This window comes from Cupriavidus sp. OTU4054, assembly GCF_038440175.1.
In the GTDB taxonomy this organism is placed as follows: domain Bacteria; phylum Pseudomonadota; class Gammaproteobacteria; order Burkholderiales; family Burkholderiaceae; genus Cupriavidus; species Cupriavidus pauculus_D.
In genome coordinates this window covers 186,061-200,110 of sequence record NZ_JASATF010000003.1, presented here as the reverse complement: position 1 = coordinate 200,110, position 14,050 = coordinate 186,061, and the positions used below count along the sequence as shown (strand labels likewise).

The window sequence follows — 14,050 nt, the reverse complement described above, 5'->3', positions numbered from 1 at the left end:
GGAATAAGCACCGTGCACCGCGCGTTATGCGGACATGTGTACTTAATTTCGATCCGCATCATGAAGCCTTCCACATCCTCCACGTCCTCCCTCGCCGCGTCCCACGCGCTGCCGCACGAAGCGGCCGGCCAGTACACGCGTGTCGCCATGCTGCTGCACTGGTCCGTCGCGCTGCTGATGATCGCCAATGTCGTGCTCGGTCTGACCACGTCACGGCTGCCCGAGGGCGCGCTCTCCGGAGACATGCTCCGGCTGCTGATCGACACCCACAAGTCCATCGGCATCACCGTGCTCGCGCTCTCGATCGTGCGCGTGATCTGGCGCGCGACCCACCGCCCGCCACCGCTGCCGAATGCGATGGGCGCGTGGGAACGCCTGATGGCGCATGCCGTGCACGCGGGCCTTTACGCACTGATCTTCCTGCTGCCGCTTTCCGGCTGGATGCACGACTCCGCGTGGGTCGCGGCAGCCTCGCACCCGATGTACCTGTTCTGCGTGGTGCCGTGGCCGCGCATCGGCCCGATCATGCAGCTCGCCCCGGATCTCAAGGAGATGCTGCATACGTGGTTCGGCACGCTCCACACCGCGTGCGGCTACGCGCTGTATGTCCTGCTGGGCCTGCACGTGCTGGGCGCGCTCAAGCACCAATGGATCGACAGACATCCGGTGCTGTCCCGGATGTTGCCGTGAAGGAGTACCACCCCATGCTGCACGTCAAACTCAACGATTATTCCCGCAAGTACGCCCTGGATCTCGCCCTCGCGCATTCGTCCTCGCGCATCGCGCCGCCGCGCACGCCGTGGACGAGCATCGCGATTCATGGGCTCGTCTTCGCGGTGTGGGGCCTGCTGTTCGCGCGGGCGTTCTATCTGGAAGGCATGCTCGCGTGGTCGGTGGGCATGGCGTACGTCGGCTACGACACGCTGCTGCTGGCCTTCGTCGCGTGGCAAGCGCGCGCACTGCGCTGGCCCGCGCGGCACGAGGTCGAGCACAGCGTGCTGAAGCCGCGTTCGCTGGCGGTGATCGTCGCCGCGCACAACGAGGCGGCCGCGCTGCCCATCACGCTGCATTCGCTATTCGGGCAGACGCGCGCGCCGGACGAGATCGTGATCGCCGACGACGGCTCGACCGACGGCACGGCCGCGCTGCTGATGTCCCGCTACGGGCTGGTCCAGCCCGAGGAAGGCGAGATCAGCGCGCCCTCCCCGCGCTATCCCACGCTGCGCTGGCTGCGGCTGCCGCATGGCGGCAAGGCATGTGCGCTCAATGCCGCGCTGGTCGAGCTGCGCAGCGAGACGTTCATGACCGTCGATGCCGATACACTGCTCGATGCCGATGCCTGCGACGCCATGACACGCGCGTTCGCACGCTCGTCGCGGCTCGTCGCCGCAACGGGACTGCTGACGCCGGTCTGCGCGCGCACGGCGGGCGGCCGCTTCTTCGAATGGTTCCAGAGGTACGAGTACATCCGCAACTTCGTCTCGCGCTTTGCGTGGGCGCGCGCCGATGGACTGCTGCTGGTATCGGGGGCGTTCGCGTGCTATCGCCGCGACGCGGTCGTGGAGGTGGGTGGGTTCGATCCCAAATGCCTCGTCGAGGATTACGAACTGATCCATCGCCTGCGCCGCCATGCGGCCATGCGCGAACGGGACTGGGACGTGCAGGTGGTGGGGGAAGCGCGCGCGACGACGGACGCGCCGGGCACGCTGCGCGCGTTCCTGCGCCAGCGGCGCCGGTGGTTCGCGGGTTTTCTGCAAACCCAGTACTGGTATCGCGAGATGACGGGCAATCGCCGCTACGGGAAGCTCGGCCTGATGATGCTGCCGGTCAAGGCGTTCGACACGATGCAGCCGATCTACGGCGTCACGGCGTTCGGGCTGCTGCTCGCGTTCCTGATCGACGGCCAGTTCACGATCGCGCTGTCCGCGCTGGGCGTGATCGGCGGCAAGATCGCGATCGACCTCGCGTTTCATGCATGGTCGATCCATCTGTACCGCCGCTGGAGCGGCGATACCCATCGCACGGGCGTGCTGCGCGCGCTGCTGGCATCGATCCTGGAGCCATTCACGTTCCAGCTGATGCGGCACGGCGGCGCCGCCATCGGCTGGTTCCACTTCTTCGGCCATCTGCTGGGCCGCCGCCAGACCTGGGGCGTGCAGCAGCGGACCGGCATCGTGCAGGGGAACGTGGACGGATCAGGCCGCTAGCGCGGGATCGGCGCGAGGGTAGTCGGTCAGGCCGCGCGCGTTGCCGCCGAACAGCGTATCGCGATCGTGCTCGGCCAGCGGCACGCCATGGCGCAGCCGCGCGGGCAGATCGGGATTCGCCACGAACGGCCGGCCGAACGCGACCAGATCCGCCCACCCTTCCGCCAGCGCGGCCTCCGCGCGGTCGGCCGTATAGCGGCCGGCGTAGATCAGCACGCCCGGATACACCTCGCGCAGCTGGCGCTTGAAGGCGATGGGCATGTCGGGCGCGTCGTCCCAGTCGGCCTCCGCGATATGGATATAGCCCACGCCGATCTGGCCGAGCAGGCGCGCGGCTTCGGTGTAAGTCGTCACCGGGTCCGCATCGACGCAACCGTTCAGCGTGGTCAGCGGCGCCAGGCGGATACCGACGCGGCGCGCATCGCCGGTGCCCTCGACCAGCGCACGGGCCACCTCGTCGAGAAAGCGCAGGCGGTTCGGCAGCGAGCCGCCGTACGCATCGGTGCGATCGTTGGCGTTGGAGTCGATGAACTGGTTGACGAGGTAGCCGTTGGCGGCGTGCAGTTCCACGCCGTCGAAACCCGCTTCCATCGCGTTGCGCGCGGCCTGCCGATACTGTTCGACCACCCCGGCAATCTCTTCGACGCGCAATGCGCGCGGTCGTGCGGCCTGCACGAAGCCGGGACGGCCGTCGGCTTCCGCCACATACACCTTGACGCCCTCGGCCTGGATCGCCGAGGACGAGACGGGCGACTCGCCGCCGAGCAGGCTCTCGTGGCTCAGACGGCCGACGTGCCACAGCTGCGCGAAGATCCGTCCGCCCGCGGCGTGCACGGCATCGGTCACGAGACGCCAGCCTTCGATCTGCGCGGGCGTCTGGATGCCCGGGGTCCATGCATAGCCCTTGCCCAGCGGCGAGATCCACGTGCCTTCGCTGACGATGAGGCCCGCCTGCGCGCGTTGCGCGTAGTACTCGGCCATCAGCGCGTTGGGTACATCGCCGGGCTGACTCGCGCGGGAGCGGGTCATCGGCGGCATCACGATTCGGTTGGGGAGTGTCAGGTCGCCCAGTTGCAGGGGCTGGAACAGCTTGTCGGCGTGCATGGTGTCGTCTTGGGAAAGCAATCGGATGGGTGCATTGTCGATGCCCGGTGCTTTCCCAAAAACCCGCCCGCACGCGAATGATTCTTGCGGTGACGGCAAGAATGAACGAAGAAGCGTCAGCGCGGCGGCGCCACCCCGGCCCCCTCGATCCCATGCCGCCGCAACGCGTCGGCCACGAACCCCGACGCCTTCATCTCCTCGATATACGCGGTAAGCCACGCCTGCGCCGCGGCATGCGCCTTCGGCACACCCATGGCCTGCTCGATGACCATGAAGCGTCCCGGCAGCACGCGCACACCGCCCACGCGCTTCGCATCGGCCTCCAGTTGCTGCCGCACGCCGGCGGCCACATCGAGCCGCTGCGCGAGGAACATATCCGTGACGGCCGGCGAGGTCGGCGCGCGCACGAGCGTCGCGGCCCGGACCTCCCGCGTGAGGTACAGATCGTAGGCACTGCCCTTGCCCACCACCACCCGCGTTCCCGCGCGATCGACGTCCTCGTTGCGCTGCAGCGGCGAATCGTTGCGCACGAGGTAGGCACCCTCGATGATCACGTACGGCGCGGTATAGGCGAGGTCCTTGCCGCGCACCGGGTCGATTGCGACGAACGCGACGTCCACCTGCCCCGTGCGCACGGCCTCCACCACGTTCCCCGCCGAGTTGAACGGCACGAGCTCGATGGGCAAGCCGAGCCGCCGCGCGGCCTCGCGCGCGAGGTCCACGGAGACGCCCTTGACCTGCCCGTCCGGACCCCGCCCCGCCAGAATCGGATTGCCGAGGTTGATGGCCGCGCGCATCTTGCCGGTCCCGCCGAGCTCGGCCGCCGCGTCACGCTGTCGCGTGCCGGCGCCGGACGCGCAGGCGCCGAGCCCCGCCGCCAGCCCGATGGCGATGCCCGATGCGCAGATCAGTCGTCGCTGGCGGTCCATCAGAAGTCCACCTTCTGGCCCGGCTCCGGCACGATCACGCTGGTACCGGTCACGCCCAGCGCGGCATTGAACTCGGCCGGCGTGCCGCGCAGCAGCGGAAACGTCTGGTAGTGGATCGGAATCGCATACTTCGGCTTGATCATCTCGCGCACCGCGCTGGCCGCTTCCTGCGGCCCCATCGTGAAGTGCCCGCCGATCGGAATCATCACGAGGTCAGGCTTGTAGCGCTCGCCGATCAGACGCATGTCGCCGAACAGGCCGGTATCGCCCATGTGCCAGATCTTGAAACCGTTCTCGAGTTCGATGATGTAGCCCACGGGTTCGCCGCCGTAGTGGGTCTCGTCCTTGTTCGTGGCCGGGTTCTTCCAGACCAGTTCCGACGAATGCTCGGCATGCACGGCGGTGATCTTCACCCCATTGGGCCCGAACGGCATGATCGTGCCGCTCTTGCCGAACCGTTGCGCGAGCGCGGGCGGCACCATCTCCAGCGACACCAGCGCCTGACCCATGCCGCCGCCGTTCCAGATCGGCGCGTTGTTCAACTTCGCCAGCGCGGGCGCATCGGCCAGATGGTCGTTGTGCGCATGCGTGACGAGAATCAGATCGACCTTGCCCAGCGCGGACAGGTCCTTGTACGCGGCCGGCGTCTTCGGATTGGTGACGAGCCACGGGTCGATGACGATGACCTTGCCGCCCGGCGTCGTGATGCGCGTGGCGGCCTGGCCGAGCCAGAGCACCTCGGCCTTGCCCGCGGCGATCTTGCCCGGTGGCTGCGGCTGCGGCACCGCACCGGTCGTCGCGGTCGTGGCGCAGCCGGACAGCAGGGCTACGGCGGAAGCAATGCAAAGCAGGCTGCGTCTGATCATCGTTCGTCCTCGTTTCTTGTTTCGATAGGGGCAACGCTCCGCGAGTATTTGCATCGGCAAGTGGCCTGTCAACCGCGTGTAACGGTTCGAAATATGCAAAGGCCGCTCGCTTGACAGACGCGAATCTCCCGACCAATACTTCCGTCATTGCATTCGCTATACGCACATGTGTGCGCACAGCGCACGACGACAACGACAGGGACAGGGAGATTTCACGATGACGGCGCCAGACGGGCAGCGACTGACACTGCACCACGCCGGCACGACGCGCGCCCCCGTGCTCGTCCTCGGCAATTCGCTGGGTACCGATCGCCGACTCTGGGCCGCCACCGTTGCGGCACTCGGCGCGGACTTCCATATCGTCTGCTTCGACGCCCCAGGCCACGGCGGGCAGGCGGAGTTCACTCACATGGGCCAGGACGCGACGCTCGGCGACCTCGGCACCGCCCTGCTGGACGCGCTCGACGCGGCCGGCATCGGCACGTTCCGCTACTGCGGGGTATCGATGGGCGCGGCCATCGGCATCGAGCTCGCGCTCGCGGCGCCGCACCGGCTGGAGGCGCTCGTACTCGCCAACACGGCCGCGCGGTTCGCGCCCAATGCGGAGGCCCGCCAGTTCTGGGAGGCACGCATCGACAAGGCCCGCGCCGCGGGGACCGCCGCGATCGCCGAGGCCACGGTCGCGCGCTGGCTCACGCCCGCGCACGCCGGGCGCCAGCCGGCCCTGCACCGGTCGCTCGTCGAGATGTTCGGCGCGACCACGGTGGCGGGCTATGCCGCCTGCGCAAGCGCCGTGATGCGCTTCGACCGGACCGCGGCGCTCGCGGCGATCGATGTGCCAACGCTCGTCATCGCAGGCACCGAAGACCTCGCCACGCCACCCGCGCTCGGTCAGGCCCTGCATCGCGCAATCTCCGGCAGCCGCTACCTCGAACTCCCCGTGGCCCACCTCGCCCCGCTGGGCGCACCCGAAGCCTTTCACACGGCCGTGCGCGCCTTTCTTGCTTCCCCCACCGTTTTTTCCCCAACCTTTCCACTCTGAACATGGCAGACGAAAGAACCGAGATCGACGCGGCGTGCCGCGACGTGCTGGACCGCTTCATGGCAGCGCTCAACGCACACGATGCCGACGCGATGGACGCGTGCATGCACTTTCCGCACGTGCGTTTCGCGGGCGGCAACATCAAGGTGTACGAGGCCGCCGGCAGCAACCCGATGGACCTCTTCCAGAAACTGCGCGACGAGGACGACTGGCGCTACAGCACGTGGCGCGAGCGCGAGCTCGTGCAGTTCGGCGGCAACAAGGCGCATGTCGCGCTCAGCTACACGCGCTTTCGCGGCGACGGCTCGGTGATCGGCGTCTATGCATCGCTCTACGTCCTCACGCGTGTCGACGGCCGCTGGGGCATCCAGATGCGCTCGAGCTTCGGTCCCTGAAACCCGGTCCCTGACAAAGCCAACCCAGTGAGGAGACAAATCGTGAAAACACTCGTCAAGACCACCCTGCTCGCGGCCTCGACGCTGGCCGCCACATGGATCGCGGCCGCCCCGGCGCACGCCGCGGACTTCCCCAACGGCCCCGTACGCCTCGTCGTACCCTTCCCGGCCGGCGCCGCATCCGACGTCATCGCACGCGCACTTGCACGATCGGCCGCCGCAAAGCTCGGCCAGCCGATGATCGTCGACAACAAGGCCGGTGCCGACGGGATGATTTCGGCGACCGAAGTCGCGCGGGCCAAACCCGACGGCCAGACGCTGCTGTTCGGCACCAACAGCGCGTTCTCGGCATCGCCCGCGCTGCGGCTCAAGCTGCCGTACGACCCGGTAAAGAGCTTCGCGCCGATCACGGAGCTCGGCCGCTATACGTTCTTCCTCTATGTGAACGCGGCCAGCCCCGCGAAGACGCTGCCGGAATTCATCGCCTATGCGAAGGCGCATCCGGGCAAGCTCAACTACGCCACCGGCAACACCACGGCGCTCGTCTCCTCGCTGCAGTTCAATGCGATCTCGAACATCGACCTCGTCTCCGTGGCCTACAAGGGCGAACCGGCCGCGATCGTCGATCTGCTCGACAACCGCGTGCAGATGATGTTCGGCAATCCCACGCTGGGCCTGACGCACCTCGCCTCGGGCAAGCTGCGCGTGCTGGCCACCACGTCCGAGGCCCGCAGCCCGCTGTTGCCCGACGTGCCGACGATGAAGGAAGCCGGCGTCAAGGGATTCACCATCACGTCGTGGGCAGGGTTGTTCGCCCCGGCCGGCACACCGGAGCCCGCGCTGACGAAAGTCCGTGAAGCATTCACCGCGGCGATGAAAGATCCGGAGGTGCTGGCCGTACTGGAGAAGCAGGGCTTCACGGCGACGCCGTCCACGCCGGCGAGCCTTGCAAAGCTCGTGGACGAACAGCTCGTGCGCTATCGCACCACCATCCGCGCGGCGGGCATCCAGGCGGAATGAGCGGGGGCATCGTCGCGGAAGGCGTGCGCTAGAATAGCCGCGTCCTTTGTGCTCCCTCCCCCTTTGTCCATGGTTCCGGATTCCGACAACCCGATCGGCCCCAACGCGATCGGCCCCAACAACTTTGTGGACTCGTTCGCGAGGGGGCTCTCCGTGATCGAGGCGTTCGGCGACGATCGCGCGGAACTCACGCTGTCGGAAGTGGCCGAGGCGGCCAACGTCAGCCGCGCGGCCGCGCGGCGCCTGCTGCTGACGCTGTGCCATCTCGGCTACGCTACGCAGCAGGGCCGCATCTTCCGGCTTACGCCGAAGGTCATGCGGCTCGGCTATTCGTATCTGTCGGGGCTGACCGTGGCGGAGATCGTGGAACCCTACGTCGTGGCGGTGGCCGAGAAGACCGGCGAGTCGTGCTCGGTCTGCGTCCTCGACGACCTCGACGTGGTGTACGTCGCGCGCGCGTCCACGCGGCGCGTGATGTCGCTGAATCTGTCGGTCGGCACGCGCCTGCCCGCATGGGCCACTGCCCACGGACGCCTGCTGCTCGCGGCGCTCGACGACGCGACGCTCGACGACCGTCTGCGCCGCAGCGATGTGCGGCCCTACACGCCGCAGAGCACGACGGACCGGGAGAAGCTTCGGGAAGCGATCGTGCGGACGCGCGATCAGGGTTACTGCTTCGTGAACCAGGAGCTCGAGTCGAGCCTCGTCGCGCTGGCCATGCCCCTGCGCAACCGCGCGGGCGACGTCATCGCGGCCATCAACCTCGCGGGGCACGCCCAACGGCTCTCGGAGGAACACATGATGCAGGCGTTCTTCCCGATCCTCGAGGCCACGGCCCGCGATATCAACGACGCGCTGCGCGCGCGGCAGTAACGCGCGGCCGTAACGCGTGGCCGCATTACCTCCGCATCAGGCGTGATCCTCGCCGTAGCGCTGGCCCAGCCGGCGCTCGATCTCTCGCACGGTTTCGAGCAGGCGTGGGCGAATTTCGTCGCGCAGGCGCGCCTCGGGAAAATACTGCGCCGCACCGGCCGCGCTCAGCGCCATCAGCGGCAGGCCGCGGCCCGGGTTCAGCGACGTCGCTACCGCATGCACCTCGCGCACCCAGTCTCCGACCGAATACGCGCACTGGCTCTGCTGGAAGTCCGCAATCGCGCCATCGATACCGCGCTGGATCTGCGGCCAGTTGCCTTCGTCGAGCGCGCGCAGCCGCTCCATCAGCCCGGTCCGCTCGCTCGGCGCCACGGCCGCCAGCAGCGCGCGGCCCGCGGCCGATGTGCCGAGCGGAATGCGCGAGCCGACGTCGAGGCTCAGCGTGACGATCGAGGTGCTGCGGCAGCATTCCAGATAGAGCATCGACAGCTGGTCGCGCGCGGACATCGCGATGACGGCGCCGGTCTCCGCCGCGAGCGCCTGCATCAGGGGCCGCGCCACCTGGCGCACGTCGAGGTTGGCGAGCATCGCGCTGCCGAGTGCGCCCGTGGCCGTTCCGAGCCGGTACTTGCCGGACTCCGGCACCACGTGCAGATAGCCGAGCTTCGTCAGCGTGTAGGTCAGGCGCGTGACCGTGGACTTCGGCAGGCGCGTGCGTTCGGCCAGTTCGTGATTGGCCAGAAAGCTGTCGCCGCTGCGAAACGCGCTCAACACCTCGAGCCCGCGCGCGAGGGCCGTGACGAAATGGCGATCCTGCGCAAGGTCGCCGGCAAGCGCGTCCTCGAGGTCGGCCCCCGCGTCCGCCTCGTCCTGCAAAGGCTGCGCGTCCGACCGGTCATTGCGTGGTTTCATGCTGGCGAAGTCCATGGCGGCGTGGCTCAAGAGGTCAGGAGGAAACGGGCGCTGGCCGAGCCGCGTCGGCCAGCGCCCTGAGTTCGTGCTTGCGTATTTTACCCGTGGGGGCGGCCGGCAATTGCGCGAGGAAGCGAATCTCCGACGGCACCTTGTACGGCGATAGCCGTTCGCGCAGGAAAGCGGCCAGCGTATCGGCATCGAGCACGGCGTTGGCGGCCAGCTCCACGAACGCGACCACCTCCTCGTTGTCCCGCACGTCGCGTCCCACGACGGCCGACTGGACGACCGCCGGATGGCAGTTGATCGCCTGTTCCACCTCCACCGGATAAACGTTGAAGCCGGACCGGATGATCAGCTCCTTGGTGCGGCCCACGACGAACAGCGCATCATCGTCGTCCTGCCGCGCCAGGTCGCCCGTATTGAACCATCCTTCGCCGTCGATGACCGCGCGCGTAAGTTCCGGCGCGCGATAGTAGCCAAGCATCAGCCCCGCGCCCCGCACCCATAGTTCGCCGACCTCGCCGCGCGGCACGGGCCGCCCCGCGGGATCGGCCGGGTCCACGATGCGCACCTCGACGCCGGGCACGGGCTGCCCCACCGCGCAGTCCGTACGCGGCGCGTCGAACAGCGTCTGCGCGACCGTCGGTGCCATCTCGGTCAGGCCATAGCCGTTGTGCAGCGGCTGATGCATCAACGCTTCCGCATTGGCCTTGAGCTCGGGCGTCAGCGGCGCGCCCGCGGTGCCCGCGAAACGCAGCGGCGTTCCCGCGAGCGACACCGCGTGGCGACGGCACCAGTCCACGAGCTTCGCGTAGATGGCCGGCACACCGAGCAGGATCGTCACGCCGTCCGCCTTCAGCGCATGGACGAGGCGATCGGGCTGAAAGCGCTCTTCGAACACGATCGACGCGCCGCTCGACAGCGCGCCGAGCAATTGCGACGACAGGCCCACGATATGGGCCATCGGCAATACGCCATAGAAGCGGTCGGATGGCCCGAGCCGGCGAAGGCGCCGCGACAACTCGGCCACATGCAGCAGGCTCTCATGACTGAGCATCACCCCCTTGGGGTCGCCCGATGTGCCGGACGTATAGATCAGCGCGGCCACCTGCCTGCGCGGATCGTCGTGCACGGGTTCCGCGATGGCGTCCGCGTTGAGCGGACCGACGCCGATCTGGCCGAGCAGGTGCCATGCCTGATCCTCGGCCCCGGCCCGGTCGGCATGCGCGCGCGCCTCGGCCGAGACCTCGGTCATATACAGCACCCGCCGCGCGCCCGAGTGCGCGACAAAGTTGTCGATCTCGCGCGGCGACAGCCGCGCATTGACGACGGCGACCCACGCATCGATCGTGCTGGCCGCCAGCACGAGCGCGCCGACCGCCACGCAGTTCTCCGCGACCAGCAGCACGCGATCGCCGCCCCGGACACCGAGCGCGCGCAACTGCGCCGCGCCACGCGACACGGCCAGCGCGAGCTCGCCATAACTCAGGCGGCTCCGCCTGTCCTCGAGCGCGGGCGCCGCAGGATCGCGCGCGACCCACGGCAGAATGGCTTCATGGATACGGCGGATACGCGCGGCGGGGGAACGGGTCATCGAATGTCTCCATGGATTTTATAAACCGCTGTGCAATCCAATATACCGCAATGCGGTCTAAAACAGCAATTTGTGGCGGCCAAAAGGTTGACGATGGGAAGTCCGAACGCCATACTGAACCGATATGCAGTCCATGATTCTGCAATTCAGACAATACGGAGACTTCGATGGCTGAAAAGAAAGCGGTGCTCGTGATCGGCGCGGGAGACGCCACCGGCGGTGCGATCGCGCGGCGCTTCGCGCGCGAGGGCTATATCGCCTGCGTGACGCGCCGCAATGCGGAAAAGCTCGCGCCGCTGGTCGCCCAGATCGAGGCCGAGGGCGGCGTGGCCCATGCGTTCGGCTCCGACGCGCGCAAGGAGGACGAGGTTGCCGAACTGTTCCGCAAGATCGAGACCGATATCGCGCCCATCGAGGTTGCCGTGTTCAATATCGGCGCGAACGTACGCTTCGATATCGTCGAGACGACCGCGCGTGTCTATTACAAGGTGTGGGAAATGGCCTGTTTCGCGGGCTTCCTGATGGGCCGCGAGGCCGCGCGCGTGATGCTGCCCCGCGAACGGGGCTCGATCTTCTTTACCGGCGCCACCGCGAGCCTGCGCGGCCGCGCGGGGTATGCGGCCTTTGCGGGGGCCAAGCACGGGCTACGCGCGCTGGCGCAATCGATGGCGCGCGAACTCGGGCCGAAGGGGCTTCACGTCGCCCAGCTGATCGTGGACGGGGCCATCGACACCGAGTTCATCCGCGAGACGTTCCCCGAGCGGTACAAGCTCAAGGAGCAGGAAGGCATCGTCAACCCCGAGCACATCGCGGACACCTACTGGATGCTGCACAACCAGCCGCGCGACGCGTGGACGCACGAACTCGATATCCGCCCGTGGATGGAGTCGTTCTGACCGCCCCCCACCCCCGCCTGGTCCCGCCTGGCCCCAATCAACGCGGAAAGACCAGCCGGAAGCGCGTCATGCCGCCCGGCTCGGACTCCACCTCCACGCTGCCGCGATGGAGGTCCATGATGGTCTTGACGATGGCCAGCCCGATGCCCGACGACTCGCCCGAGTTCGTGCGGGCCGGATCGCCGCGGAAAAATCGGTCGAAGATCTTCGGCAGATCCTCGGCCGGAATGCCGGGCCCCGGGTTACTGACCTCGATCCGCGTGGTGGTGGCGTCCTGCGTCGCGGTCAGGAAGATACGCTGCCCCTCCGGCGTGTGCCGGACCGCGTTCGAGATCAGGTTGCTCAGCGCGCGCCGAAGCAGCATCGCGTCCGCCCTGACCGTGCCCTTCGCATCCACGCCGAACGAGATCTGCTTGGCATCGGCCAGCAATTCGAAGTAGTCGGCCTGCCGGCTCAGTTCGGACGCCAGGTCGAGTTCCACCACGTTGATGGCCACCCGCGCGTTGTCGGCGCGCGCCAGGAACAGCATGTTCTCGATCATCCGCGACAGCCGCTCGTACTCTTCCACGTTGGAAGCCAGCAGCGCCTGATATTCCTCGGCCGTCCGCTCGCTCGACAGCGCCACCTGCGTCTGGCCGAGCAGATTGCCGATGGGCGTGCGGAAGTCGTGCGCGAGGTCCGAGGAGAAGCGCGACAGCCGGTCGTAGGCCTCCTGCAGCCGCACGATCATCTGCTGCAGCGCGAGCGCCAGTTCCTCGAGTTCGCGCGGCAGTTGCGACGGATCGATCGGCAGCGCGACGCTGGAGAACGTCACCGATTCGGTGCCGGCCGCCATGCGCCGCAGCGGCGCCATGCCCGCGCGCAGAGCCGCGAAGCCGAGCAGCCCGACCGTCAGCGCGCCGATACCGGCCGCCGCCAGCAGCTTCCAGCGATACGCGCGCAATAGCTGCACGCGCGACCGCGCCACCTGATAGATCGTCACGCGCACGGTCGGGCCGTTGTCGGCCACGGCCGCATCGAGCGCCAGCCCGCGCACCGGGTAATCGTGCATGCTGCGCCACAGATAGACCGCATCGCGCGTCACGGGCTGCGACACGGGCACCACCGCCATCTCGGGGAAAGCGCTCCCGTCGGGATTGGCCTCCACCATGAGCACGCCGCCGGCATCGCGGATATCGAGGCCGAACTCGTCGTTGCCCGACATCACGGCGCTGACCTCGCGCCAACGATCGGCCGCCGTCGCATGATGGACGGCCAGCTCGGCGCGCACGCGCACGGCCTTGCGCATCAGTTCGGCATCGTCGCGCTCGATGATCTGCGTGGCCAGCGCGCGATAGAGATAGGCGCCCACGCATGCGAACGCGATGCCGCCCACGAGCGAGAACGCCAGCGCCAGGCGCAGCGTCAGCGAATGACCGCGCCTCACGATCTGCGGTTCTCTAGCACGTAGCCGATGCCGCGCACGCTGTGGATCAGCTTGGGCGCGAACTGGTCGTCCATCTTCGCGCGCAGGCGGCGGATGGCGACGTCGACCACATTGGTATCGCTATCGAAGTTCATGTCCCAGACATGGGAGGCGATCTGCGTGCGGCTGAGGACCTCGCCGTGGCGGCGCGCCAGGAAATGGAGCAGCGCGAACTCGCGCGGCGTGAGGTCGATGCGCTGGCCGGCGCGCAGCACGCGGTGGCGGATCAGATCGATCTCCAGATCCTCGATCTCGATGCGCTCGGACTCGCGCACGGGACCGCGGCGCAGCAGCGTACGGACGCGGGCCAGCAGCTCGACGAACGCGAACGGCTTGGCCAGATAGTCGTCACCGCCGAGTTCGAGCCCCCGCACGCGGTCGTCCACGTCGTCCCGCGCGGTCAGGAACAGCACGGGGGTGTCTTTCTGCTCGCGCAGCTGCTTGAGGACTTCCCAGCCGTTCATGCCGGGCAGCATCACGTCCAGGATGACGAGGTCGTAGTCGGTCTCGAGCGCCTGGTGCAGCCCGTCCCGGCCGGTCACGGCCAGATCGACCACGAAGGCCGACTCGGTCAGTCCCTTGCGCAGGTATTCGGCCGTTTTCGGCTCGTCCTCCACCACCAGGATTCTCATTGCTGCTCCATCTTTCCGTACCGGGACACTGTTGTTCAGGTTGACTCGATGATAGGGTCCGCGCACCCCGAAGTGCATGACAGAACTGTAATGGTTTTGTCCCCAATCGGCG

Annotated in this window: 14 protein-coding genes; 7 read left to right on the top strand and 7 right to left on the bottom strand. The window is 67.9% G+C overall.

What is annotated here, in order from left to right; genetic code table 11:
- The first annotated feature begins 60 nt into the window (after window positions 1-60).
- A complete protein-coding gene (locus AAHB16_RS05740) occupies window positions 61-690 on the top strand; it encodes a cytochrome b (RefSeq protein WP_342050326.1) in 630 nt (209 codons plus the stop codon).
- Between the two features lie 14 nt (window positions 691-704).
- Window positions 705-2,207 (top strand): glycosyltransferase family 2 protein, encoded by a 1,503-nt coding sequence (locus AAHB16_RS05735; protein WP_342050325.1) that lies wholly within the window; start codon window positions 705-707, stop codon window positions 2,205-2,207.
- Here AAHB16_RS05735 and AAHB16_RS05730 read toward each other — a convergent pair.
- From AAHB16_RS05730 to AAHB16_RS05720, 3 genes are all read right to left on the bottom strand, one after another.
- On the bottom strand, window positions 2,196-3,311 hold the full coding sequence (locus tag AAHB16_RS05730) for an alkene reductase (RefSeq protein WP_342050324.1): 1,116 nt from the start codon (window positions 3,309-3,311) through the stop codon (window positions 2,196-2,198). The genes AAHB16_RS05735 and AAHB16_RS05730 overlap by 12 nt on opposite strands.
- A gap of 116 nt (window positions 3,312-3,427) precedes the next feature.
- Window positions 3,428-4,108, bottom strand: coding sequence for an ABC transporter substrate-binding protein (locus AAHB16_RS05725; protein ID WP_223851823.1), 681 nt, complete (start codon window positions 4,106-4,108; stop codon window positions 3,428-3,430).
- A 131-nt stretch (window positions 4,109-4,239) separates the two neighbouring features.
- A complete protein-coding gene (locus AAHB16_RS05720) occupies window positions 4,240-5,106 on the bottom strand; it encodes a metal-dependent hydrolase (RefSeq protein ID WP_150376818.1) in 867 nt (288 codons plus the stop codon).
- Window positions 5,107-5,323: 217 nt separating this feature from the next.
- Between AAHB16_RS05720 and AAHB16_RS05715 the strand changes: the two genes are divergently transcribed.
- The 4 genes from AAHB16_RS05715 (at window position 5,324) to AAHB16_RS05700 (ending at window position 8,436) form a co-directional block, all read left to right on the top strand.
- The gene (locus tag AAHB16_RS05715) at window positions 5,324-6,148 is read left to right on the top strand and encodes an alpha/beta fold hydrolase (protein ID WP_150376817.1); all 825 of its coding nucleotides are present in this window, start codon (window positions 5,324-5,326) and stop codon (window positions 6,146-6,148) included.
- Window positions 6,149-6,150: 2 nt separating this feature from the next.
- Entirely contained in the window at window positions 6,151-6,543 is a 393-nt protein-coding gene (locus AAHB16_RS05710) for a nuclear transport factor 2 family protein (RefSeq protein WP_150376816.1), read from the top strand.
- 42 nt (window positions 6,544-6,585) lie between these two features.
- Window positions 6,586-7,563, top strand: a complete 978-nt coding sequence (locus AAHB16_RS05705) for a Bug family tripartite tricarboxylate transporter substrate binding protein (RefSeq protein WP_223851640.1) — start codon at window positions 6,586-6,588, stop codon at window positions 7,561-7,563.
- Window positions 7,564-7,632: 69 nt separating this feature from the next.
- Entirely contained in the window at window positions 7,633-8,436 is an 804-nt protein-coding gene (locus AAHB16_RS05700; protein ID WP_342050323.1) for an IclR family transcriptional regulator domain-containing protein, read from the top strand.
- Window positions 8,437-8,472: 36 nt separating this feature from the next.
- Here AAHB16_RS05700 and AAHB16_RS05695 read toward each other — a convergent pair whose 3' ends face one another.
- The gene (locus tag AAHB16_RS05695; RefSeq protein ID WP_342050322.1) at window positions 8,473-9,348 is read right to left on the bottom strand and encodes an IclR family transcriptional regulator; all 876 of its coding nucleotides are present in this window, start codon (window positions 9,346-9,348) and stop codon (window positions 8,473-8,475) included.
- A gap of 34 nt (window positions 9,349-9,382) precedes the next feature.
- Entirely contained in the window at window positions 9,383-10,945 is a 1,563-nt protein-coding gene (locus tag AAHB16_RS05690) for a class I adenylate-forming enzyme family protein (protein ID WP_342050321.1), read from the bottom strand.
- Between the two features lie 167 nt (window positions 10,946-11,112).
- On the opposite strand from AAHB16_RS05690, the gene AAHB16_RS05685 reads away from it, so the two are divergent.
- Window positions 11,113-11,841 carry an SDR family oxidoreductase gene (locus AAHB16_RS05685; RefSeq protein ID WP_150376812.1) on the top strand — a complete coding sequence of 243 codons (729 nt, stop codon included), beginning with the start codon at window positions 11,113-11,115 and terminating at the stop codon, window positions 11,839-11,841.
- 37 nt (window positions 11,842-11,878) lie between these two features.
- Here AAHB16_RS05685 and AAHB16_RS05680 read toward each other — a convergent pair whose 3' ends face one another.
- Both AAHB16_RS05680 and AAHB16_RS05675 read right to left on the bottom strand, forming a co-directional pair.
- Window positions 11,879-13,267, bottom strand: a complete 1,389-nt coding sequence (locus tag AAHB16_RS05680) for a heavy metal sensor histidine kinase (protein WP_150376811.1) — start codon at window positions 13,265-13,267, stop codon at window positions 11,879-11,881.
- A complete protein-coding gene (locus AAHB16_RS05675; protein WP_109583381.1) occupies window positions 13,264-13,938 on the bottom strand; it encodes a heavy metal response regulator transcription factor in 675 nt (224 codons plus the stop codon). Before AAHB16_RS05675 ends, AAHB16_RS05680 begins: the two co-directional genes overlap by 4 nt.
- Between the last annotated feature and the right edge of the window lie 112 nt (window positions 13,939-14,050).